Source organism: Mitsuaria sp. WAJ17 (genome assembly GCF_014174515.1).
In the GTDB taxonomy this organism is placed as follows: Bacteria; Pseudomonadota; Gammaproteobacteria; order Burkholderiales; family Burkholderiaceae_C; genus Roseateles_B.
In genome coordinates this window covers 85,373-106,161 of record NZ_JACJUG010000017.1, presented here as the reverse complement: position 1 = coordinate 106,161, position 20,789 = coordinate 85,373, and the positions used below count along the sequence as shown (strand labels likewise).

Below are 20,789 nucleotides of genomic sequence, written 5' to 3'. Positions count from 1 at the left end.
GAATCCACAGGCTCGCTCGCGGACCCTTGTCGAATTGCGCCTGAGGGCCAAGGACAGGGGGTGGAGCGGGTGATGGGAATCGAACCCACGTATCGAGCTTGGGAAGCTAGCGTTCTACCATTGAACTACACCCGCTGAGGTGTGGCGCCAGCGCGCAGGGGGCGTGGGGCTGGCGCGGATTATAGGCAGGTTCGGCATTGCTCAGCGGACCTGGCGTGTAATGGACAAGGCCTCTGCCAGCGCCGGGGCCTGCGGGCCAAAGGCATAGGCGTCCATGCCCAGGCAGCCATAGGTCACACTCTCATGGATGCGCAGCGCTGGCGCCGCCGGGCCGCCCGCGCCGGCTGCAACGAACCAGGGGAGCAGGTGCTCGTCGGTCGGGTGCATGTCGATGGCATGCGGCGCTTGGCGGCGGTAGTCCAGCAGCGCGGGCCAGTTCGAGGCCGCGGCCTGCATCGCCCACCAGTGGCGAAAGGCCTTGGATTCTGCGATTTCCGGCGCATCGACGGCGCTGCCGCCCTGGAAGACGCGGCGCAGGTTGTGGGTGATGCTGCCACTGGCCAGGATCTGCACGCCCCGCTCAGCCCAGGGGGCCAGGGCACGCCCAAGCGCCCACAGATGGGCCGGGCTGGCCCGGGGTGAGAAGCCCAGCGGCAGCACGGGGACGTCCGCCTGGGGGACCATGTAGCGCAGCGGCGCCCAGATGCCGTGGTCCAGACCGGCCATGGCCTGCGCCTGAAGCAGCGCAGGCAGGCTGGCCTGCAGCTCAGCGGCCAGGCCTGGTGCACCAGGGGCGTCGTAGTGCAGCTGATACAGCGCCGGGTCGAAACCGGCGAAGTCATGGACGGCATGCTGGCGCTGCGCCACGAACAAGGTGGGGTGCTGCGCCAGGCTGTGCGCAGACAGGGCCAGGATGGCTTGGGGGCGGGCCTCGGCGGTCTTCAGGAGCAGGCGCCCCAGGGCCTGCATGAACAGGCCCGCAGCGCCGGGCTCCAGGGCCGTCATCGGTGAACCGTGTGACAGGAAGAGCGGGGCGATGGCAGTGGCGGTGGTCATGGATGCATTGCAGCAGAGCGTTCGCCGCACAGGGCTGCGGGGACTTGCACGCAGGGTTCAAAAGCATTGGACATCCGCCCTTACAGTGCGGCATGGATACCTCCTCCGCCTCGGAGCGCCGCCCGTCTGCTGCGCCTGTAGAACGACCCCGCCCACCCTCGGTCCTCGTGCTGGCCTGGCGCCAGCTGCTGCGGGACTGGCGGGCCGGCGAGCTGCGCATGCTGAGCCTTGCCCTGGTGCTTGCAGTGGCCGCGGTGACGGCCGTCGGCTTTCTTTCCGAACGCATGGAGGCCGGGCTGCGGCGCGATGCCGCGCAGCTGCTGGGCGGCGATGCGCTGGTGGCCTCGGACCATCCCATGGCGCCCGAGCTCCAGGCGCTGGCCCAGCAGATGCAGTTGCAGCGCATGCACAGCGTCACCTTCCCCAGCATGGCGCGGGCCGAGGGCGGGAGCACGCGCCTGGTGACGGTCAAGGCGGTGTCCGCCAGCTATCCGCTTCGGGGTCAGGTCTTGCTCATGGACGGCCGCCGCGTGGGCGCACCGGCACCCGGCGAGGTGTGGGTGGACGCCCCGGTGCTCGACGCGCTGGACCTGAGCTTGGGCGCCAGCCTGTTGCTGGGGGACTGTCGGCTGAAGGTGGCAGGGGTGATCCTCAACGAACCAGACCGTGGCGCGGGTTTCCTCAGCTTCGCGCCACGGCTGATGCTCAACGAGGCCGACCTGGCAGCCACCGGCCTGGTCCAGCCCAGCAGCCGCGTCACCTACCGGATGGCTGTGCTAAGCCCATCTGCCGACCCCCAGGCTGCGGCGCGTTTCATGAAGGAGGCGAGCGCCCTGGTCGAGCGCCAGGGCTGGCGCGGCCTGCGCCTGGAGAACCTGGAGACCGGACGCCCCGAGATGCGCCAGACCCTGGACCGTGCCAGCCTCTTCCTTCGCCTGGTGGCCATGCTGGCTGCGCTGCTCGCAGCAGTCGCCATCAGCCTGGCCTCGCGCGATTTCGCGCTGCGCCATCTGGACGACTGCGCCATGCTGCGCGTGCTGGGCCAGTCCCAATCGAGGATCGCGCGCATCCATGTGCTGGAGTTCGGCTTCGCGGGGCTGCTGGCCAGCGCGGTGGGCGTGCTGGGCGGGCTGCTGCTGCACGAGGTCTTCGTGCGCCTGCTGGCCGGGCTGATGTCCGTGAGCCTGCCGCCGCCGGGCGGGGCCACGGCGGTAGGCGGGCTCGGTCTGGGCCTGAGCCTGATGATGGGCTTCGGCCTGGGGCCGGTGCTGCAACTGGCCTCGGTGCCGCCCCTGCGTGTGATCCGGCGGGACCTGGGCGGCGTGCGCATGGCCTCGGGCCTGGTCTTGCTGGCAGGCCTGCTGGGCTTCGCGGGGCTGCTGGCCCTGGTGGCCGGCGACTGGAAACTGGGCCTGGGCACGGCCGGCGGATTTGCGCTGGCCCTGGCCGTCTTTGCACTGGGCGCGTGGCTGGTGCTGCGGATCCTGCGGCGCGCGGTACCCCAGGCCGGCGCGCCACGCTGGCTGGCGCTGGCCACGCGGCAGCTCAGCGCGCGACCGGTGTTCGCCGTGGTGCAGGTCTCCGCCCTGGGCATCGGCCTGCTCGCCCTGGCCCTGCTGCTGCTCTTGCGCACCGACCTGATCAACAGCTGGCGCGCCGCTACGCCCAAGGAGGCGCCGGACCGCTTCGTGATCAACATCCAGCCCGAGCAGGGCGAGGCCTTCAGGCGCAGCCTGGACAGCGCTGGCGTGAAGGGCTTCGACTGGTACCCCATGATCCGAGGCCGCCTAGTCGCCATCAACGGAGCCGAGATCAAGCCCGAGCAGTTCAAGGTGGAGCGCACGCAACGCCTGGTGGAGCGCGAATTCAACCTGAGCCACAGCGAAACCCTGCCCGTGCACAACCAACTGGCCGAGGGCCGTTGGGTGGCCGATGAGCAGGACGGTCTGAGTGTGGAGCAGGGCATCGCGCGTGACCTGGGCCTGAAGCTGGGCGACCGCCTGCGTTTCGATGTGGCCGGGCAGGTCGTCGAGGCCCGCATCACCACGATACGCAAGCTGGATTGGTCCTCCATGCGGGTGAATTTCTTTGTTCTCTTCCCGCGGCGGGAGATGGCGGACCTGCCCCGCAGCTACATCACGGCTTTCCGCGCGCCCGCCAATGCCAAAGCCCTGGACAAGCAGCTGGCCCGTGACTTCCCCAACATCACGGCGGTGGATGTTCGCGCGCAGCTCGACCAGGTCCAGCAGGTGCTGGATCAGGTTGCCTCCGCGGTGCAGGTGCTGTTCGCCTTCACGCTGGCTGTTGGCCTGATCGTGCTGCTGACGGCAGTGAGCAGCACCCGCGAGGCCCGCATGCGCGAGTTCGCGCTGATGCGGGCCATGGGCGCGGGCTCGCGTCTGCTGGGCCGGGTCCAGAGCGCCGAGCTGCTGGGCCTGGGGCTGCTGGCCGGCGTGCTGGCGGGCGGCGCGGCCCTGTTGATCGGCGCAGTGCTGGCGGCCCGGGTCTTCGAGTTCAGCTGGACGCTCAATCCCTGGCTGATTCCCGCCAGCGGCCTGGCAGGTGCGCTTCTTGCCTGGCTGGCTGGCTGGTGGGGCCTGCGCGGCGTGCTGCAGAAGCCGGTCATGCAGAGCCTGCGCTTGCAGGACATCACCTGAGGCGCCGAACCGCGGCGCTGAAGTAAAAAGCCCCCGCGCCGCGAGGCAACGGGGGCTTTCTGCAATTAGCCTTGCCAGGAGACTGGCGCAGGATTCAGGCGGAGATCAGAAGGACTGCCAATCGTCGTCGCCGTCCGCCTTGGGTGCGGGGCTGGCGGCCTTGGGTGCGGGGCTGGCCACGGGCGTGGGGGCCGGTGTTGCCATGGGGCGCGGAGCCGGGCGAGCGGCGACCGGGCTGGGGGCGCTGGGGGCCGGGCTCGTGCTCTTGCGCGGCTTGGCGGTGTAGGCCTTGAGCTGGCGTTCCTCCTCGCCCAGGCGGAACACGGACACCACCTCGGTCAGGCGCAGGGCCTGGTCCTTGAGGCTCTCGGCCGCTGCGGCGGATTCCTCCACCAGCGCGGCGTTCTGCTGCGTCATCTGGTCGAGCTGGACCACCGCGCCATTGACCTGGCCGATGCCCTGGCTCTGCTCGGCTGCTGCCGCGGTGATCTCGCCGATGATGTCGGTCACGCGCTGGACGCTGGAGACGATGTCGGTCATGGAGGACCCGGCTGCCTGAACCAGGCGCGAGCCGGCTTCCACGCGGTCCACGGAGGCGCCGATCAGGGCCTTGATCTCCTTGGCCGCCTCGGCACTGCGCTGGGCCAGGCTGCGCACTTCCGAGGCCACGACGGCGAAGCCGCGGCCCTGCTCACCCGCGCGAGCCGCTTCCACGGCCGCATTCAGCGCCAGGATGTTGGTCTGGAAGGCGATGCCATCGATCACGCCGATGATGTCGTTGATCTTCTTGGAGCTGGTGTTGATCTCCTCCATCGTGGAGACCACCTGGGACACCACGTCGCCGCCCTTGGCCGCCGCATCGCTGGCGGAGGAGGCCAACTGGTTGGCCGTGGTGGCGGCGTCCGCCGTCTGGCGCACAGTGCCGGTCAGCTGCTCCATGGATGAGGCCGCCTGCTGCAGGTTGGAGGCCGTCTGCTCGGTGCGCTGGGAGAGGTCCTGGGCACCGACGGCAATCTCACTGGAGGCCGTGGAGATGGAGTTGCTGGCCGAGCGGACGTCGATGAGGATGTCCTGGATTTTTTTCGCGAACAGGTTGAATGAGGACGCGATTCGGGCGATCTCGTCATTGCCATGCTCGGGCAGGCGCTGGGTGAGGTCGCCGCCGCCGGCGCTGATCTCGTCCAGCGCGGCACGCACGCGGTCCAGGCCGCCCATGGCGCGGGTGATGGTCGCGGCGATGACGGCGCCGGACAGGGCCACCATGATGATCAGGATCACAGCGGCCGCCCGCAGCAGCGAACTCAGGGAGGCCAGGGCTTCGGACTTGTCCGCTGCCAGGATCAGGGACCAGTTGGTCTCTGCAATGGGCACACCACGCAGCAGGTAGGTGCCCTCGCCGACACTGGCTTCCACCCAGGCTCCACCGGCTGCCTGCGCGGCCTTCAGCGCATTGCCATCCAGGGCGGGGGACAGCGTGCTGGACGGCTTCAGCGAGAGCTTGCCGTCGGGGTGGGCGATGATCTTGCCGTCCTTGTCGACCAGGAAGGCGAAGCCATTGGGCGTGGGCTTGATGGCCTTCACCGTGGACACCACATCTTCCAGGAACACGTCCGAGGCCACGACGGCCTTGGTGCCGCTGCCATCCTTGACGGCGCTGGCGAAGGTCACCACCAACTGCTGTCGGGCCGCGTCCATATAGGGTTCGGTAAGAATCGGGCCGCTGGCAGCCGCGGCCTGCGTATACCAGGGGCGCCCGGTCGGGTCATAGCCCGCGGGCAGGTTCTGGGGCGAGTTGAACGAGATGCGCTTGTCGGCAAATCCCACATAGGCTGCATCCAGGCGCCCGGATTTGGCGGCCTGCACCAGGAAGGGCACGGGCTCGGCCTGATCAGCGACGGGCTGCATGGCCGTTACGATGTCGCGCTGGCTGCGGACCCATTGGGCGATCACCGAGGCACGGGCCGCCGCAAGCTGGTCGAGACCGGCGAGCTGCTGCGCATTGGTGTGCGACTTGACGGTCATGTAGTTGGCAACGGTGGCGGCTGTCAGGGACAGCACCACCACCGCAATACCCAGGGCAATGAGCCGGGTCTTGATTGAGTCAAACATCGTCGCTCCTTCTTGGCTCTGCGTCGCGAAGCGGTGGCCGCTCCGTCGTCTTGGTCATCCGTTCCCACAGGGGATCGGATCGTGGCGGCCCTTCTTTGGGGCCTGCCGCTTGAGTCAACAGGCGGGACCAGGGGGGTCCAGGCTGCTAGCGCCGGTCCATGTGGCCGGCGCGGTTCAGAACGTCTCCCAGTCGCCGTCGTGCGCAGGTTTGGCTGCGGGAGCGGGGCGGGGGGCGGGGCTGTCAGCGGCGCTGGCAGTGGTGGGCTTGCGAGGGGTGCTGGCGGCCGCCTTCACCGGGGTGGACTTGATCGGTGCCGGTGCCGCCGGCGAGCGCTGAGCGGCCCGGGGCGCCGGGCTGGGCGCCGACGTGTGGTGGGCGTTGACCCGGAACACGCTCACGGCCTCCACCAGGCGCTGGGCCTGTTCCTTGAGGCTCTCTGCGGCTGCAGCGGACTCCTCGACCAGGGCCGCGTTCTGCTGCGTCATCTGGTCCAGCTGGACCACGGACTGGTTGACCTGGCCAATGCCATCGCTTTGCTCGGTGGCTGCGGCGCTGATCTCGGCAATGATGTCCGAGACCCGCTGGACGCTGTTGACGATGTCTTCCATGGAGTGGCCGGCATCCTGCACCAGGCGGGAGCCCGCCTCGACCCGGTCCACCGAGGCGCCGATCAGGGCCTTGATCTCCTTGGCGGCCTCGGCGCTGCGCTGTGCAAGACTGCGCACTTCTCCGGCCACCACGGCGAAGCCGCGGCCCTGCTCGCCCGCGCGAGCCGCTTCCACGGCCGCATTCAGCGCCAGGATGTTGGTCTGGAAGGCAATGCCATCGATCACGCCGATGATGTCGTTGATCTTGCGCGAGCTGTTGTTGATCTCGTCCATGGTCGTCACGACCTGGCCCACCACCTGGCCGCCACGGGCCGCTGCGCTGTTGGCGGACGCCACCAACTGGTTGGCGGTGCGGGCCGAGTCGGCGGTCTGGCGAACGGTGGAGGTGAGCTCCTCCATCGACGAGGCTGCGATTTGTAGATTGGACGCGGTCTGCTCGGTGCGGTGGCTCAGGTCCTGGTTGCCCGTGGCGATTTCGGTACTGGCCGTGCCGATGGAGTCCACCGAATGGCGCACCGTGCCGATGGTGTCGGCCAGGCGCTGGCGCATGGACTCGGTGTCGCGGATCAGGTCGCCGATCTCGTCATTGCGGGCGTTGTCAACGCTCTTGGTCAGGTCGCCGCTGGCGATGGCCTGCACGGCGTCGCGCAGGTCCCTGAGGGGCCGGGCGACCCAGTTGCGCATCATCCAGAACAGGCCGTAACCGAGCGCTGCCGTGGCGCCGCCCAGCATGATCCAGAAGGGCACCATGGTGCGCCAATGGCTGGCCAGCGCTTCGCTGCTGGACACCTGGGACACGACCCAGTAGCCGGCGGCGTCATTCTTGCGGAGCACCGCGACGTAGGAGCTGCCGCTGGCGCCCAGCACATTGGGCGTGCGGGACATGTAGCCGTCGCTGGTCTGGCCCAGTTCGACGAGGAAAGGCTCGATGTCGGGCGACAGCTCGCTCACGGGCTTGCCCTTGGCCGTTGGGTGGGCCAGGAAGCGCCCCCCCTTGCCGTCCTTGCCCACGGCCACCACATAGGTGCCGCCGGTCTCGAAGAAGTGGGAGTCCTTGGCCATCTTCTCCATGGCCTTCTGGAAGCCTTCCATGTCCAGTGCAATGGCCAGGATGCCGATGACCTTGCCGGCCTCGTTCTTGATCGGGTCGTAGTAGGCCATGAAGGCTTTGCCATTGAGCACGGAGCGGCCGGCGAAGGGCTGGCCCTGCATCATGGAGGCGAAAGCAGGATGGTCCTTGCCCAGCATCTGGCCGATGGAACGTTCGCCACTGGCCGTCTTGAGCGAGCTGGTGATGCGGACGAAGTCGCCGTCCTTGGCCGCAAATACGCTGGCGGCGCCGCCGGTGGTGCCGGCGAACTTATCGACCTGCGTGGTGTTGCCGTTCAGCTTGGGGCCCCAGTCGCGCAAGTCGCCCGTGGCCTCGTCCAGTTGGAACACCGGGCCGAACTCCTGGCGGAAGGCGCCATAGGACTGCTTCACCATGGTCTTGGCGACCTCATCCATGGCATCAAGGGCATCAATGAGGGTCTGGGTCTTGTCGCCGACCCACGCGATCGTGCGGTCGTTGGCGACCCGCGTCAGCAGCACGCTGAGGATGGCGCTGGTGCCCAGCAGGATGGCAGCGATGGCCGTGACGCCCACCATGGACACGCGGCGCGCGATGGAGGTGGATGAGCTAGACATTCCGGAAACTCCCAACTCTCAAAACGAGGTGCACCTCCCACCTCTGAATCCCGGCAGCGGGGTGGGTGTTCTCCCGCTGCCCGACAGGCCCGGCTTCAGCTGGTCAGGCTGTCCATCAGGCCCATGTCTGCACTGCTCATGAGGCCTTCGATGTCCATCAGGATCAGCATGCGGTCGCTGACGGCGCCGATGCCTGTGATGAAGCTGGTATCGACGGCACTGGCATTGAGCTCGGGCGCTGGGCGGATGGCGTCGCGCGAGAGCTCCAGCACGTCGGACACGGAGTCCACCACGGCGCCGACCACGCGACTCTTCACGTTCAGCACGATGACCACGGTGAAGCTGTTGTATTCGGCCGTGGGGCAGCCCAGTTTCAGGCGCAGGTCAACGATGGGCACGATCACGCCCCGCAGATTGACCACGCCTTTGATGAAGTCCGGCGAATTGGCAATGCGGGTGGGCGGCTCGTAGGAGCGGATCTCCTGGACCTTCAGGATGTCGATGCCGTATTCCTCAGCACCCAGACGGAAGGTCAGGTACTCACCGCTGGCCGGGCCATGGTTCTTCACTGCGACGGCGCCGCCTTCATGGCGAACGACCTGATTCGATTGCTGGACGATTTCCATGTTGACCTCAGCAGGGGTTGATTGAGTGTTGACGGGTTCTCAAGGGCTCAGAAGGTTTCCCAGTCGCCTTCGCTGGGCGAGGCGACGGGCTTGCCGGCTGCGGGCCTGGCCGCAGCAGGGGCTGCACCGACGGGGCGGGCCATGGCGGCTGCGGCGGGCTTGACCGGGCCGCTGCTGGCCAGGGCGGTCGTGCCGTTCGTGCGCGGCTTGGCGGCGATGCCGCTGGCCGTGGGACTCGTGTTGCGACGGGGCTTGCTGATCGAGGCGGACAGATCGACGCCACCGGTAACCTTGAAGCGCCCCACGGCCTGGGCCAACTGCTCGGCCTGGTCCCGAAGGCTTTCTGCGGCTGCGGCGGATTCCTCGACCAGGGCCGCATTCTGCTGCGTCATCTGGTCCAGCTCTACCACGGACTGGTTCACTTGGCCGATGCCGTCGCTCTGCTCGCTGGCGGCGGCGGTGATCTCGCCGATGATGTCTGTCACGCGTTGCACGCTGGAGACGATGTCCGTCATCGATTCGCCGGCTTCCTGGACCAGCTTGGAGCCGGTCTCCACCCGTTCGACGCTGGCGCCGATCAGGGTCTTGATCTCGCGGGCGGCGCCGGCGCTGCGCTGGGCGAGCGAGCGGACCTCGCCGGCGACCACCGCGAAGCCTCGGCCTTGCTCGCCGGCCCGGGCGGCCTCGACCGCCGCGTTCAGCGCCAGGATGTTGGTCTGGAAGGCGATGCCATCGATGACACCGATGATGTCGCCGATGCGCTTGGAGCTGACGTTGATCTCGTCCATGGTGGCGACGACCTGGCTCACCACCTCGCCGCCCTTGGCCGCGGCCGAGGATGCAGAGCTGGCCAACTGGTTGGCCGTGCGGGCGGAGTCCGCGGTCTGCTTGACCGTGCCGGTCAGCTGCACCATGGAGGAGGCGGCCTGCTGCAGGTTGCTGGCGGTCTGTTCGGTGCGGCCGGAGAGATCCTGGTTGCCGCTGGCGATCTCCACCGAGGCGGTGCGGATGTGGTCAGCCGAGGTCCTCAGCTGACCCACCAAGTCCTGCAGGGCCTTCTGCATCAGCTGCAGGGAGTGCAGCAGGTGGGAGGCCTCGTCCTTGCCTTCGATGGGGCGGTCGTCGTTGGTCAGGTCGCCCTTGGCGATGGCGCTGGCCAGCTCCTCGGCCTCGGCCAGGGGCTTGCAGATGCTGTACATGTTCAGCAGGGTCAGCGGCACCACCACCACGGCGCTGGCGATCAGCACGATCACGAAGACCGTCAGCACATTGCCTTGGGTCTTGGCGGCCGTCTCCTGCAGTTGGTGCGAGTCCCTGAGCAGGATGGCCTGGTAGTCCATCACCAGCTTGTCGGCCTCGGTGGCCAGGTCCTTGGCGCCGGTCAGCATGCGGTCGGCCACGGCGGCGTTGTCATAGGCACCGGCCTCCAGCTGCTGAAGCACGGGCTTGGCCTTGGCGTCGTAGTCTGCGAGCACGGCGGGCAAGCGGCTCAGCGGCCCGGTGTCGGCGCCGCGCTGCAGCGCCTTGCCAAACTTGAGCACTTCGTCGCGGGCCTGCTCCCAGCGCTGGCGCAGGGCCTTCACGTTGTCCGGCTTCTCGTAGTTGACGATCATGTCCTTCTCGAGGCGACGCATGTCGCCCAGGGCATGGACCAAACTGGTCAGCTCAGTGGAATCGTTGACCGATCGCTGGAGGATGTCGTCGGACTGCTTGCGCATGGAATTCATGCCATACAGACCCACGCTGCCCAGGGTCAGCAGTAGGGTCAGCACCATCACGATGGCGCCGATCATGCGCAGGCGGATGCTGAACTGCCGCAGCAGCGAGCTCATGCTCATTAGAAATGCTCCCAGGGGCCCCGCGTGGGGGCCCATTCAAAATCAATGACGCGAACGACGGACGAGGCTGCCCACGTCCAGGATCAGGGCCACCCGCCCGTCGCCCATGATGGTGGCGCCGGAGACATCGGTGACCTTGCGATAGTTGGCTTCGAGGTTCTTCACCACCACCTGCTGTTGGCCAAGCAGCTCATCGACCAGCAGGGCGACGCGGCCGCCCTCCGCCTCGACGACGACCATGATGGAGCTGACGTGCTCGAAGTCGAAGCGCGGCACGTTGAAGACTTGCTCCAGCTCAACCACGGGCATGAATTCGTCACGCACCTCCACGACCCGGCCGGAGCCGCCCACCGTCTTGATGGTGTCGGCCTGGACCTGGAAGGACTCGACCACGGAGGACAGGGGCAGGATGTAGACCTCTTCGCCCACGCCCACGCTCATGCCGTCCATGATGGCCAGGGTCAGGGGCAGGCGCACCGAGACCTTCATGCCATAGCCTTCGGCGGAGTCGATCTCCACTGTGCCGCCCAACTGGGTGATGTTCTTCTTGACCACGTCCATGCCCACGCCGCGGCCGGAGACGTCTGTCACCTGCTCGGCCGTGGAGAAGCCCGGCGCGAAGATCAGGCCCCAGACTTCCTGGTCGGTGAGGGAATCGGGCGCATCGATGCCTTTCTCCCGGGCCTTCTTGATCAGCTTCTCGCGGTTCAGCCCACGGCCGTCGTCGCGGACCTCGATCACGATGGAGCCGCCCTGGTGAGAGGCCACCAGGGTGATGGTGCCGTGCTCGGGCTTGCCCTTGGCCAGGCGCTCCGCCGGCAGTTCGATGCCATGGTCGCAGCTGTTGCGGACCAGGTGGGTGAGGGGATCGGTGATCTTTTCCACCAGGCCCTTGTCCAGTTCGGTGGCCTCGCCCTGAGTGACCAGCTCGACGCGCTTGCCCAGCTTGGCAGCCAGGTCGCGCAGCATGCGGGGAAAGCGGTTGAAGACCACCGACATGGGAATCATGCGGATGGACATCACCGACTCTTGCAGATCGCGGGTGTTGCGCTCCAGGTCCGCCAGCCCCGAGGACAGCTGCTGGTAGAGGCCCGGGTCCACATTGCGCGAGTTCTGCGCCAGCATGGCCTGGGTGATGACCAGTTCGCCGACCAGGTTGATCAGCTGATCGACCTTCTCGACCGAGACGCGAAGCGTGGACTGGTCCATGCCGCCGCCACCGGCTCGCGGCTCGACCTTGGCCGCCGGGCGGGCTGCCGTCGCCACGGGCTTGGGGGCCTCGGCCACCGCCTTGACCTCGGTGCCCGTGCTCGCTGCGGCCGGCATGCCGGGCGCATCGTCGAAGAAGCCGTAGCCCGGGTCTTCCTCCTTCTTGGTTTCCAGCGGCGCGCCGGGCGCACCCTCGTGGAAACCGTAGCCTTCGCCAAGGGGCGAAAGCTGCACCTGCTCACGGGCCACGTGGAAGGTGAAGAGGTCCAGCAGGTCGTTGTCGGTGCTGGTGGTCAGCACCTTGAAGCGACGGATGCCATCGGCAGCAATGCCGCCGTCCAGGGGTTCGATGGTGCCGAGATCGGTGATCTCCTTGAAGAGCTCGACCAGGTTGTCGGCCTGTGCGGGGTTGTTCAGCGGGCCGACCCTCAACTCCAGCTGGCGCGCCACCGGGCCCGCCGGCTTGGCCGGCGCGGGCGCTGCGGCCGCCGGCGCGGAGGCAGTTGCTGCCGGCGCAGCCTTGGGGGCCTGGGTGCCGTCCAGAGTGCCGCCATCGACCAGGGTCTTGATGCTCAGCAGCAGCTCGCTGGTATCCACGGGCGCGGCGCCGGAGCCCTGGTGGCGGCCCAGCTGCTCGCGCAGGGCGTCGCCGGACTGCAGCAGTACGTCCACCATCTGAGAGGTGGGCTGCAATTCGTGGCGGCGCAGCTTGTCCAGCAGCGTCTCCATCTGATGCGTCAGCTCTGCCACATCGCTGAAGCCAAACGTCGCAGCGCCACCCTTGATGGAGTGGGCGCAGCGGAAAATGGCGTTCAGTTCCTCGTCGTCGGCCGTCTCGATGTTCAGGTTCAGCAGCAGCTGTTCCATGTTGTCGAGGTTCTCACTCGCCTCTTCAAAGAAGACTTGATAGAACTGGCTCAGGTCGATGCCCGCACTGAGGCTGGCGCCTTCGGAGGTCATTTCTCCCATGCTTTACTCCTGGCGTTGCTCGGGCCTTAGCGGATCACCTTGCCGATCACTTCGATCAACTTCGCCGGATCAAACGGCTTGACCAGCCAGCCGGTGGCGCCCGCGGCGCGGCCGGCCTGCTTCATCTGGTCGCTGGACTCGGTGGTCAGGATCAGGATGGGCGTGGTCTTGAACTTGGGGTTGTCGCGCAGCTTCTTGGTCAGGCTGATGCCGTCCATGCGAGGCATGTTCTGATCGGTGAGCACCAGATCGAAATCGCGCGTACTGGACTTCTCCCAGGCGTCCTGCCCGTCCACCGCCTCCACCACGTTGAATCCTGCGTTCTTCAGCGTGAAGGAGACCATCTGGCGCATCGAGGCCGAATCGTCCACAGCAAGAATTGAGTGCATCGCTTTCTCTCCGGGTAACTAGCTGATATCGACTGGATCGAGTCGATCCTTAAAACAATTCAATGGACCCCGCGTCCATCTCGTCCTGCGTCACGGGGTTGGGGCGCAGGGGGGCGATCTCGACGACGGTCGTGCCGTCCTCGTCGTCGCCAAAAGTGTCGCGCGCCAGCTGATCCGCGCAGTTGCGCAGGCGCTGGCTTGTGTGGGCGATCAGTTGGGTGGCCATGTCCTGGAACTGCAGGGCGGTGATGGCACCGGCAATGTCTTCCATGACCCGGTGCAGCTCGCCGCTGCCGCTCTCGTCAGCCTGCTCGGCCGCGCGCCGAAGCAAGCCATGCAGGATGCTGGAAGCACTGAAGAAATGGGTGGAGAGCGACTCTCCGGCGTCGTCCAGCAGGCGCTGCAGGCGCTCCAGATCGTTGGTCACCGTCATCAGGTGATCCTGAAGTTCTGCCGCGGCCAGGAGGGGAAGCATTCCCGATTCCATTCCCGAGTCCGGGGCGGAGGTGTCATTCATCAGCATCTTGGCTCCACGGGTTTTGTCTCTGCAGCAGCTGCCGTTTGCATCGAGCGAGGAGTCCCCGTCCGACCTTTCCGAGCCATGTGTTCATGACGCGATCTTCGGCATTTCTTGTGGCGATGTCGACAGGACTTGTTGTTCAAACTTGGGCTATTTCCATCCTTCGGCCAATAGTTCTCATATTGAGCCTAGGGTTAACCCTTTGTTTGCTGTTTTGTCACCCGCTGACTGTCGTTTTCCAGCAGGCAATGCTCCTGGGAGGGGGACCAGCCATTGGCATACTCCCGCCCATGTCCAAGCCGAGTCCCGAGCGTCAGCTGAGAGTCCTCCATGTCGAGGATTCCGAGCTGGATCATCATCTGATCGCCGTCGAGCTGGCCCGCGCCGGCCTGCAGGTGGAGCTGTGCCGCCTTGACAGCCTGGCTGCCGTCAATGCGGCCCTGGACGAGCGCTGGGACGCCATCATCTCGGACTTCAACCTGCCCGGCTTCTCGGGCCTGCAGGTGCTGGCCCTGCTCAAGGAGCGTCACCAGCTGCTGCCCTTCATCCTGGTTTCCGGCGAGATCGGCGAGGACACCGCCGTCGCCGCGATGAAGACAGGCGCCTCCGACTACCTGCTCAAGAACAATCTCACTCGCCTGGCACCGGCGCTGCTGCATGCCATCGAGGCCAGCGAATCCGAGCGTGCGCGCATGGAGGCCGACCGGGCCTTGCGGCGCAGCAAGCAGCGCCTACACGAGCTGGCTGGGCATCTGCAGACCAGCATCGAGATGGAGCGGGCCGCGATCGCCCGCGAGATCCACGATGACGTCGGCGGCTCCCTGACCGCGCTGAAGTTCGACCTGGCCTGGCTGGCTCGCCATGTGAGCGAGCCGGCGGTCCAGCTGCGGGTGGCCTCAGCTCTCGAGACGGTCAGCCAGGCGATCGAAGCCAGCCAGCGCATCATGCACAACCTGCGCCCCGCCATCCTGGAACAGGGCCTGGTGGCCGCCCTGCAGTGGATGGCGGCGCGCTTCGAGCGCCGCACTGGCATCCAGGTCAGCCTGCGGACGCCGCAGGAGCAGCTGCAGTTGCCGGCCGGCGTGCCCCTGGTCGCCTACCGCTGCGCTCAGGAGGCGCTGACCAATGTCTCCAAGCACGCACAGGCGAGCCGGGTGGACATCGAGCTCAGCCTTGATGCCGGCGTGCTGACACTGGAGCTGCGTGACAATGGACGCGGCATGGCGCCCCAGGATCTGGCCAAGACGCGCAGCTTCGGAATCCGGGGCCTGCACGAGCGGGCCGCGACCGTGGGCGGCTGGGTGGACCTCAGCAGCAGCGCCAAGGGCACCAGTCTGATCCTGACCATCCCGCTCGAGCCGGACGCGATCGCGCAGGTCCAGGACGACGGCGAGGACGCGGGTGACACCAGCGCGCACGACCCCTCGGTGTGGGGCAACCTATGATCAAAGTGATTCTCTGTGACGACCACGCCCTGATCCGTCGGGGCATCCGGGACACGTTGGCGGACGCTTCCGACATCGATGTCATCGGCGAGGCCGGGGATTACGGCGAGTTGCGCACCCTGCTGCGAGGTCTGGGCGATCCGCCAGCCTGCGACGTGCTGGTCCTGGACATCAACATGCCTGGCCGCAGTGGCCTGGACGTGCTGCATGTGCTGAAGGACGAGGGTAGCGCCTTGCGGGTGCTGATCGTCTCCATGTACCCGGAAGACCAGTACGCCATCCGTGCCCTGAGGGCCGGCGCCTTCGGCTACGTCAACAAGGGCGGCGATCCGCAGCAGCTGGTGCAGGCGGTGCGTACCGTGGCCCAGGGGCGGAAATATGTCACGCCCGAGATCGCGCAGATGCTGGTGGAAAGCCTGACCGCGCCCGTCACCGAGCAGGCCCACCAGAAGCTTTCCGATCGCGAACTGCAGACTCTCGTGATGATCGCGTCGGGAAAGCGCCTCTCCGATATTGCGGAGGAATTGACATTGAGCCCCAAGACGGTGAGCGTTTATCGCGCCCGCGTGCTGGAGAAGCTCGGCCTCAGCAACAATTCGGAACTGACCGTCTACGCCATCCGCAACGGCCTGGTCGCCAACTGACGCAGGGGCTGCTGCCGGGCGTTGAGGCGCCCGTGCCTGTCCACCTGCATGCAAGCCAAGAACAACCCTTCCACGATGCCTGCGGGCGATGCCTTGCGCGATGCGCCGGCGTCGTTGCATTCGGCGTCGCTGGTGGCTCGCCTGACGCGGTGGAACCTGGCAGTGCTGGTGTCCACCTTGCTGCTGTGCTTCCTCCTGATCGCGACGGCCGCCTGGTTCTCGGCGCAGGAGCGCCAGGCCCGTTTGGCGCAGGCCAGCGCACAGGTGCTGGCCAACAGCCTGGCTCCCATGCTGGTGTTCGAGGACCGCGATGCCGCGCGTGCGGAGCTGCAGTCCTTCATCCGCAGAGACGACGTATTGGAGCTGCAGGTCCTGCTGACGGACGGCCAGCTCTTCGCCCATTGGGAGGCGCCAGGCCAGCGCTCGGACCTGCTGGTCAGCGAAGCGGTGAAGCTGGCGGGCGCTCGCCACGAGGCCGACGCACAGCAGCTGCGCGTCTGGATCCCCGTCCAGCTGCGGGGCGAGCGGGTTGGCGTGCTGTACATGCGCGAGAGTCTGCACGCCCTGCGGCAGCAGTTGCAGCAGGCCATCATCATGGCCGCACTTCTGATGGCGGCGGGAATCCTGGTGGCCTCGCGCGCCCTGGGCTATGTGCAGCGCCGCGCACTGTGGCCACTGGTGGAGTTGTCCCGTCTGGCGGAGCAGGTCGCGGCGGACCAGAACTACAGCCGGCGGGCCCGCGTGCACCACCCGGACGAAGTCGGGCGCCTCACGGAACGCTTCAACCAGCTGCTGCGCCGGGCCGAGGCCTGGCAGACCGAGTTGAACCGCCAGTTGCGCGAGGAGCAGGAGGCCGGTCAGCAGTACCAGCGCCTGGCCCATGAGGACAGCCTGACCCGGCTGCCCAATCGCCTGTACTTCCAGTCTGCACTGCAGCGCCTGCTGGCCCACGGCCGTGATCAAAAGGATCACCTGTCCCTGATGTTCATCGACCTGGACAACTTCAAGCTCGTCAACGACAGCCATGGTCATGAGGCCGGAGACCAGGTGCTGGTCGAAGTGTCGCGTCGCATGAGCGCCGTGCTGCGCAGCAGTGACGTGCTTTGCCGCTTGGGCGGCGACGAGTTTGCCCTGATCCTGCCGGGCCTGGGCCCGGAGGGCGTGGTGACGACCCTGGCCCAGCGGCTCATTGCCGTGGTCCGCGACCCCATCCTGATCAACGGCCAGCCCGTGCAGGTGGGGGCCACGGTGGGTGTGGCCAGCTTCCCCGACGACGCCGACGACGCCGCCGGCCTGCTGGGGCAGGCCGATGCCGCCATGTACGCCGCCAAGCGGGCGGGCAAGAACACCTATCGCCAGGCCGGCAAGGTCAACAGCCATGATGCATGATCAATCCCAAACCCGCAGGGCGGCGAGCGGCTCGCGCTGCGGCGCCTTGCTGTGCCGCCTGGGCCTGTTGTGCTGGCTCGGTATCGCGGGGATCGCCGGCGCCGAGGAAGGCAAGCCGGCTCAAGCGGAGCCGCCGAGCCTTGAAGACCTGCTCAAGCAGGGCCTGACCGTGCTGCCCAAGGCCGTCCAGGTTTCGACGGCCTCTCGCTTTGCGCAGACGGCCGAGACCTCGGCGCTGACCTATGTACTGACCGAGCAGGACATCTCCAAGCTGGGCCTGCGCAGCCTGCGCGAGGTGCTGGATGCCATGCCAGGCCTCTACATCACCAGCAATGCCAACTTCAGCTTCGTCGGTGCCCGCGGTCTGGGGCGGCCGGGCGATTTCAACTCCCGCGTGCTGCTGATGATCGATGGCGTGCGGGTCAACGAGAACACCACGGACGCGGCCCTGATCGGCCCCGAGTTCTACCTCGATGTCCAGTGGATCGAGCGCGTGGAGTTCACGCCTGGGCCTGGCTCCGCCGTGTATGGGAACAATGCCTTCCTGGGTGTGATCAACGTGATTCCCAAGCGGGCGGACAAGCTGCTGGGCTGGCGCGCCGGCCTGACGGTGGACAGCACCGACCGCAGGGAGGCGCAGCTGAGCTGGGCGGCGAGGGGCATCGAAGGGCAGGAGGCCATGCTGGGACTGTCGCTGGTGGAGCAGGCGCGCCTGCCCCTGGCCTTTGACGTGCCGCCGGCGCTCTTCGACGCCATCCAGTCGCTGAACTCCGAGCGCGTGCAGCGCCTGTTCGGGGGCTACACCCACAAGGGGCTGTCCATCCGCGGCGGGCATTCCGAGCGCACGCTGGGCAGCGCTGTCTGGCTGGACAGGCGCAAGCCCGAGCTGGGGCTGGTCAAGCGCGAGTCCTACTACCGCAACAGCATGCTGGCGCTCAGCCAGGAATTCGCCCTGGGGCCGAGCACCGACCTTTCGCTGGACATCTCCGGCAAGCGGACCCGCGTCGAAGGCCGCCAGCCCTATCTCGACGAGAAGGGCCGCCGCAGCGTCTGGCGCACCGTCAATGATGGCCGCTGGGTCAACGCCAGCGTACGCCTGGGGCTCTCGCAATGGGCCGGGCATCGCCTCATGGTCGGCTGGGACACCCAGCAGGACCAGGTCCAGCAGATCTACCTGGGACCCTGGGGTGAGGAGCCCTGGCTGACTCTCCTGGCCGGAGGCCGCGGCAACGGCTTGTTCGTCCAGGACGACTGGGCCCTCGGCCAGGGGCATCACCTGTCCCTGGGCCTGCGCCGCGATCGGGACGATCGAGTGGACGGTGCGCAGCTCAACCCCCGGCTGGCCTGGACCTGGCAGATCGACGCCGACCGCCGGCTGCGCCTGGTGCATGGCAGCGCCTACCGTGTGGCCAACCTGATGGAGTTCGCGCAGAACTACTTCGTCGAGGCACCGGAGTGGCTGCCTTCCGAGGAGCGGGTCCGCTCGCAGGAGATGGTCTACGAGCACGCCTTCTCGCGCCGCACGCAGCTGCGCCTGTCGGTGTTCCGTTCCACCTTCCGGGGGCTCATCAGCCTCAATGAGGGCCTGACCTATGTAAACGAGGGGCCGATGAAGTCCGTGGGCATCGATGCCGGGCTGGAGCACCGCTGGATCGATGGCAGCCGCCTGCAGGCTGCGCTGACGGCCCAGCGCCTGCGCGACGCGGCGGACCAGGTCCCCGACAACTCGCCGCGCTACCTGCTCAAGCTGCAGTACCAGCGGCCGCTGAATGCGCGCTGGACCCTGGGCTGGCAGACGCTGGCCATGGGCGCCCGTCATGTGGGCGCGGAACGGCTGGGCCCCAGCCTGGTGAACCACCTGCACCTGAGTGCGCGCTGGGATCAGGGATGGAACCTGGGCCTGGGTGTGCGCAATATCGGCCAAAAGCGATACGGCGACATCGCCGAGCCCGGAAGCGGCCTGGTGCATGCGCCCGGACGGACCCTGTTCGTGCAGCTGTCCTCGGCGTGGGGCTCACGATGAGGCACTGGCTACGCCTGGCATTGGCTGCGCCCGCCTGCGCCCTGTCCGCGCTGGCGGGAGCCGCGCAGGCCTCGGACGAAGCGGCGCTCAAGGCGGCCTTTGTCTACCGCTTTGCGCAGTTCACCCAATGGCCCCCGCCGCCGTTGAAGGACTTCACCTACTGCCTGGCGGGATCCTCCGACATGGGGGAGGCCCTGCGCAGCCTGGCAGCGCGACAGCATGAGGTCAGCCAGGTGCGGGTCATGACGCTGACCCAGGTCGGGCAGGCCGCTGGCTGCCAGTTGCTGGTGCTGAGCATGCTGGACCGCCAGGAGATGCTGCGCTGGCAGCAGGCCCTGACGGACGCCCCGGTGCTGATCGTCGCGGACTCGCCCGAGGCCCTGCGCAGCGGTGCCGTCATCGCCCTGGCCCAGGAACCCAACGGGCTGACCTTCCGCATCAACAATACCGAGGCCAAGCGTCGCGGGCTGACGTTGAGCTCGCAGGTGCTGAAGCTGGCGCGCGAGGTGCGCTGAGCCGCAGACGCGGCGAAGACCAGAGAGGGTCAGGTCTTGCCTGACGCCTCAGGAGAAGGCCGCCAGCATGCGGTCCAGCACGATCTGGAAGGGGCCCTGCATCAGCGGCAGCGTGGCCACCATGCCGATGAGGCCGATGCTTACCGTCAGTGGAAAACCCACCGAGAACACGCCGATCTGCGGCGCCACGCGCGAGATCACGCCCAGCACCAGGTTGACGAACATCAGCATGGTGATCAGGGGCAGGGCGATCCAGAAGCCCATGCGGAAGATTTCCGCACCCCAGACATGGGGCCTTGCCACGCGCAGGAACTCGAAGGGCGCCTGTCCGACGGGAAAGGCCTGGAAGCTCTGCACCAGGGCTTGGATCAGCAGCAGATGGCCGTTCACCGCGATGAAGAGAAAGGCGACCATGGAGCCGAAGAAGCGCGAGGTCGATGTGCCCTGGCTACCGGTGGAAGGGTCGAAGAAGCCCGCGAAGTTCAGGCCCATCTGCAGACCGATGACCTCGCCGGCGAACTCCAGTACAGCGAACACCAGGCGCACCGCGAAGCCCATGGACAGGCCGATCAGCAGCTGCTGTGCCAGCAGGAGCAGCAGCAGGGGCACGGAGTCCAGGGGCGTCGCTGGCATGGGCGGCAGCGAGGGCTGCGCCGCCACCGAGATCAGCAGGGCCAGGCCGATGCGCAAGCGCATAGGCATGGCGCGCTGGCTGAATACCGGCATGCCGGCGAACAGGGCCAGCGTGCGGAAGAAGGGCCACAACAGGGGCGTGAGCCACTCCAGCAGCTGTGCTTCGGTGAAGCTGACCATGGACGCCGCGTCTCGCGCTCAGCCCACGACCTGGGGGATGGTCTGCAGGGTGCGCTGGATGTACTCCACCAGGGTGGTCATCATCCAGGGCCCGGTGATGGCCAGCACCAGCACTGCCGCGACGACCTTGGGCACGAAGCTCAGCGTCGCCTCATTGATCTGCGTGGCGGCCTGGAACACGCTCACCAGCACGCCTACCGCCAGCACGGTCAGCAGCACGGGCGCGGCTACCAGCATCAGCATGTAGAGGCCCTGCTGGCCGAAGGTGAAGACTTGTTGGGCGTCCATGGGT

Annotated in this window: 16 protein-coding genes and 1 tRNA gene; 6 read left to right on the top strand and 11 right to left on the bottom strand. The window is 67.3% G+C overall.

Features of this window, described 5'->3' with window-relative positions:
- Positions 1–61: 61 nt before the first annotated feature.
- Both H5407_RS15140 and H5407_RS15135 read right to left on the bottom strand, forming a co-directional pair.
- Positions 62–135: transfer RNA gene (locus H5407_RS15140), tRNA-Gly, on the bottom strand.
- 66 nt (positions 136–201) lie between these two features.
- Positions 202–1,056: a dioxygenase gene (locus H5407_RS15135; protein ID WP_183105298.1), complete on the bottom strand. Its 855-nt coding sequence runs from the start codon at positions 1,054–1,056 to the stop codon at positions 202–204.
- Positions 1,057–1,148: 92 nt separating this feature from the next.
- On the opposite strand from H5407_RS15135, the gene H5407_RS15130 reads away from it, so the two are divergent.
- Positions 1,149–3,713, top strand: a complete 2,565-nt coding sequence (locus H5407_RS15130; RefSeq protein ID WP_183105297.1) for an ABC transporter permease — start codon at positions 1,149–1,151, stop codon at positions 3,711–3,713.
- A gap of 105 nt (positions 3,714–3,818) precedes the next feature.
- On the opposite strand, the gene H5407_RS24690 is transcribed toward H5407_RS15130, so the two are convergent.
- The 7 genes from H5407_RS24690 to H5407_RS15095 form a co-directional block, all read right to left on the bottom strand.
- A complete protein-coding gene (locus H5407_RS24690; protein WP_183105296.1) occupies positions 3,819–5,822 on the bottom strand; it encodes a methyl-accepting chemotaxis protein in 2,004 nt (667 codons plus the stop codon).
- Between the two features lie 174 nt (positions 5,823–5,996).
- Positions 5,997–8,117: a methyl-accepting chemotaxis protein gene (locus H5407_RS15120; protein WP_183105295.1), complete on the bottom strand. Its 2,121-nt coding sequence runs from the start codon at positions 8,115–8,117 to the stop codon at positions 5,997–5,999.
- 95 nt (positions 8,118–8,212) lie between these two features.
- The gene (locus tag H5407_RS15115) at positions 8,213–8,743 is read right to left on the bottom strand and encodes a chemotaxis protein CheW (protein WP_183105294.1); all 531 of its coding nucleotides are present in this window, start codon (positions 8,741–8,743) and stop codon (positions 8,213–8,215) included.
- 47 nt (positions 8,744–8,790) lie between these two features.
- Entirely contained in the window at positions 8,791–10,581 is a 1,791-nt protein-coding gene (locus H5407_RS24685; RefSeq protein ID WP_183105293.1) for a methyl-accepting chemotaxis protein, read from the bottom strand.
- A 42-nt stretch (positions 10,582–10,623) separates the two neighbouring features.
- Positions 10,624–12,759, bottom strand: a complete 2,136-nt coding sequence (locus H5407_RS15105; protein WP_183105292.1) for a chemotaxis protein CheA — start codon at positions 12,757–12,759, stop codon at positions 10,624–10,626.
- A gap of 26 nt (positions 12,760–12,785) precedes the next feature.
- Positions 12,786–13,148, bottom strand: a complete 363-nt coding sequence (locus H5407_RS15100; RefSeq protein ID WP_183105291.1) for a response regulator — start codon at positions 13,146–13,148, stop codon at positions 12,786–12,788.
- A gap of 49 nt (positions 13,149–13,197) precedes the next feature.
- Positions 13,198–13,581: a hypothetical protein gene (locus H5407_RS15095; protein WP_255501259.1), complete on the bottom strand. Its 384-nt coding sequence runs from the start codon at positions 13,579–13,581 to the stop codon at positions 13,198–13,200.
- Between the two features lie 377 nt (positions 13,582–13,958).
- Here H5407_RS15095 and H5407_RS15090 point away from each other — a divergent pair, with 377 nt between their 5' ends.
- The 5 genes from H5407_RS15090 to H5407_RS15070 are packed head-to-tail and all read left to right on the top strand — an operon-like array spanning position 13,959 to position 19,684.
- Entirely contained in the window at positions 13,959–15,113 is a 1,155-nt protein-coding gene (locus tag H5407_RS15090; RefSeq protein WP_183105289.1) for a response regulator, read from the top strand.
- The gene (locus H5407_RS15085) at positions 15,110–15,757 is read left to right on the top strand and encodes a response regulator transcription factor (RefSeq protein ID WP_183105288.1); all 648 of its coding nucleotides are present in this window, start codon (positions 15,110–15,112) and stop codon (positions 15,755–15,757) included. Before H5407_RS15090 ends, H5407_RS15085 begins: the two co-directional genes overlap by 4 nt.
- Positions 15,758–15,805: 48 nt before the next feature.
- A complete protein-coding gene (locus H5407_RS15080; protein ID WP_255501258.1) occupies positions 15,806–17,146 on the top strand; it encodes a sensor domain-containing diguanylate cyclase in 1,341 nt (446 codons plus the stop codon).
- Complete coding sequence (locus tag H5407_RS15075) at positions 17,136–19,169, top strand: TonB-dependent siderophore receptor (RefSeq protein WP_183105287.1); 2,034 nt, start codon at positions 17,136–17,138, stop codon at positions 19,167–19,169. The genes H5407_RS15080 and H5407_RS15075 overlap by 11 nt, the downstream gene beginning before the upstream one ends.
- A complete protein-coding gene (locus H5407_RS15070; protein ID WP_183105286.1) occupies positions 19,166–19,684 on the top strand; it encodes a YfiR family protein in 519 nt (172 codons plus the stop codon). The genes H5407_RS15075 and H5407_RS15070 overlap by 4 nt, the downstream gene beginning before the upstream one ends.
- Before the next feature lie 48 nt (positions 19,685–19,732).
- Here the strand turns inward: H5407_RS15070 and fliR are convergent, their stop codons facing one another.
- The gene (fliR, locus tag H5407_RS15065) at positions 19,733–20,497 is read right to left on the bottom strand and encodes a flagellar biosynthetic protein FliR (RefSeq protein WP_183105285.1); all 765 of its coding nucleotides are present in this window, start codon (positions 20,495–20,497) and stop codon (positions 19,733–19,735) included.
- 18 nt (positions 20,498–20,515) lie between these two features.
- The gene (gene fliQ, locus H5407_RS15060) at positions 20,516–20,785 is read right to left on the bottom strand and encodes a flagellar biosynthesis protein FliQ (RefSeq protein WP_183105284.1); all 270 of its coding nucleotides are present in this window, start codon (positions 20,783–20,785) and stop codon (positions 20,516–20,518) included.
- Between the last annotated feature and the right edge of the window lie 4 nt (positions 20,786–20,789).

Bases quoted from the DNA above. Each gene is read 5' to 3' on its own strand.
- H5407_RS15095 (WP_255501259.1), bottom strand. From the start codon at position 13,581: ATGACGGTGACCAACGATCTGGAGCGCCTGCAGCGCCTGCTGGACGAC.
- H5407_RS15105 (WP_183105292.1), bottom strand. From the start codon at position 12,759: ATGGGAGAAATGACCTCCGAAGGCGCCAGCCTCAGTGCGGGCATCGAC.
- H5407_RS24685 (WP_183105293.1), bottom strand. From the start codon at position 10,581: ATGAGCATGAGCTCGCTGCTGCGGCAGTTCAGCATCCGCCTGCGCATG.
- H5407_RS15070 (WP_183105286.1), top strand. From the start codon at position 19,166: ATGAGGCACTGGCTACGCCTGGCATTGGCTGCGCCCGCCTGCGCCCTG.
- H5407_RS15080 (WP_255501258.1), top strand. From the start codon at position 15,806: ATGCAAGCCAAGAACAACCCTTCCACGATGCCTGCGGGCGATGCCTTG.
- H5407_RS15120 (WP_183105295.1), bottom strand. From the start codon at position 8,117: ATGTCTAGCTCATCCACCTCCATCGCGCGCCGCGTGTCCATGGTGGGC.
- H5407_RS15090 (WP_183105289.1), top strand. From the start codon at position 13,959: ATGTCCAAGCCGAGTCCCGAGCGTCAGCTGAGAGTCCTCCATGTCGAG.
- H5407_RS15130 (WP_183105297.1), top strand. From the start codon at position 1,149: ATGGATACCTCCTCCGCCTCGGAGCGCCGCCCGTCTGCTGCGCCTGTA.
- H5407_RS15100 (WP_183105291.1), bottom strand. From the start codon at position 13,148: ATGCACTCAATTCTTGCTGTGGACGATTCGGCCTCGATGCGCCAGATG.
- H5407_RS15135 (WP_183105298.1), bottom strand. From the start codon at position 1,056: ATGACCACCGCCACTGCCATCGCCCCGCTCTTCCTGTCACACGGTTCA.
- H5407_RS15085 (WP_183105288.1), top strand. From the start codon at position 15,110: ATGATCAAAGTGATTCTCTGTGACGACCACGCCCTGATCCGTCGGGGC.
- H5407_RS24690 (WP_183105296.1), bottom strand. From the start codon at position 5,822: ATGTTTGACTCAATCAAGACCCGGCTCATTGCCCTGGGTATTGCGGTG.
- H5407_RS15075 (WP_183105287.1), top strand. From the start codon at position 17,136: ATGATGCATGATCAATCCCAAACCCGCAGGGCGGCGAGCGGCTCGCGC.
- fliR (WP_183105285.1), bottom strand. From the start codon at position 20,497: ATGGTCAGCTTCACCGAAGCACAGCTGCTGGAGTGGCTCACGCCCCTG.
- fliQ (WP_183105284.1), bottom strand. From the start codon at position 20,785: ATGGACGCCCAACAAGTCTTCACCTTCGGCCAGCAGGGCCTCTACATG.
- H5407_RS15115 (WP_183105294.1), bottom strand. From the start codon at position 8,743: ATGGAAATCGTCCAGCAATCGAATCAGGTCGTTCGCCATGAAGGCGGC.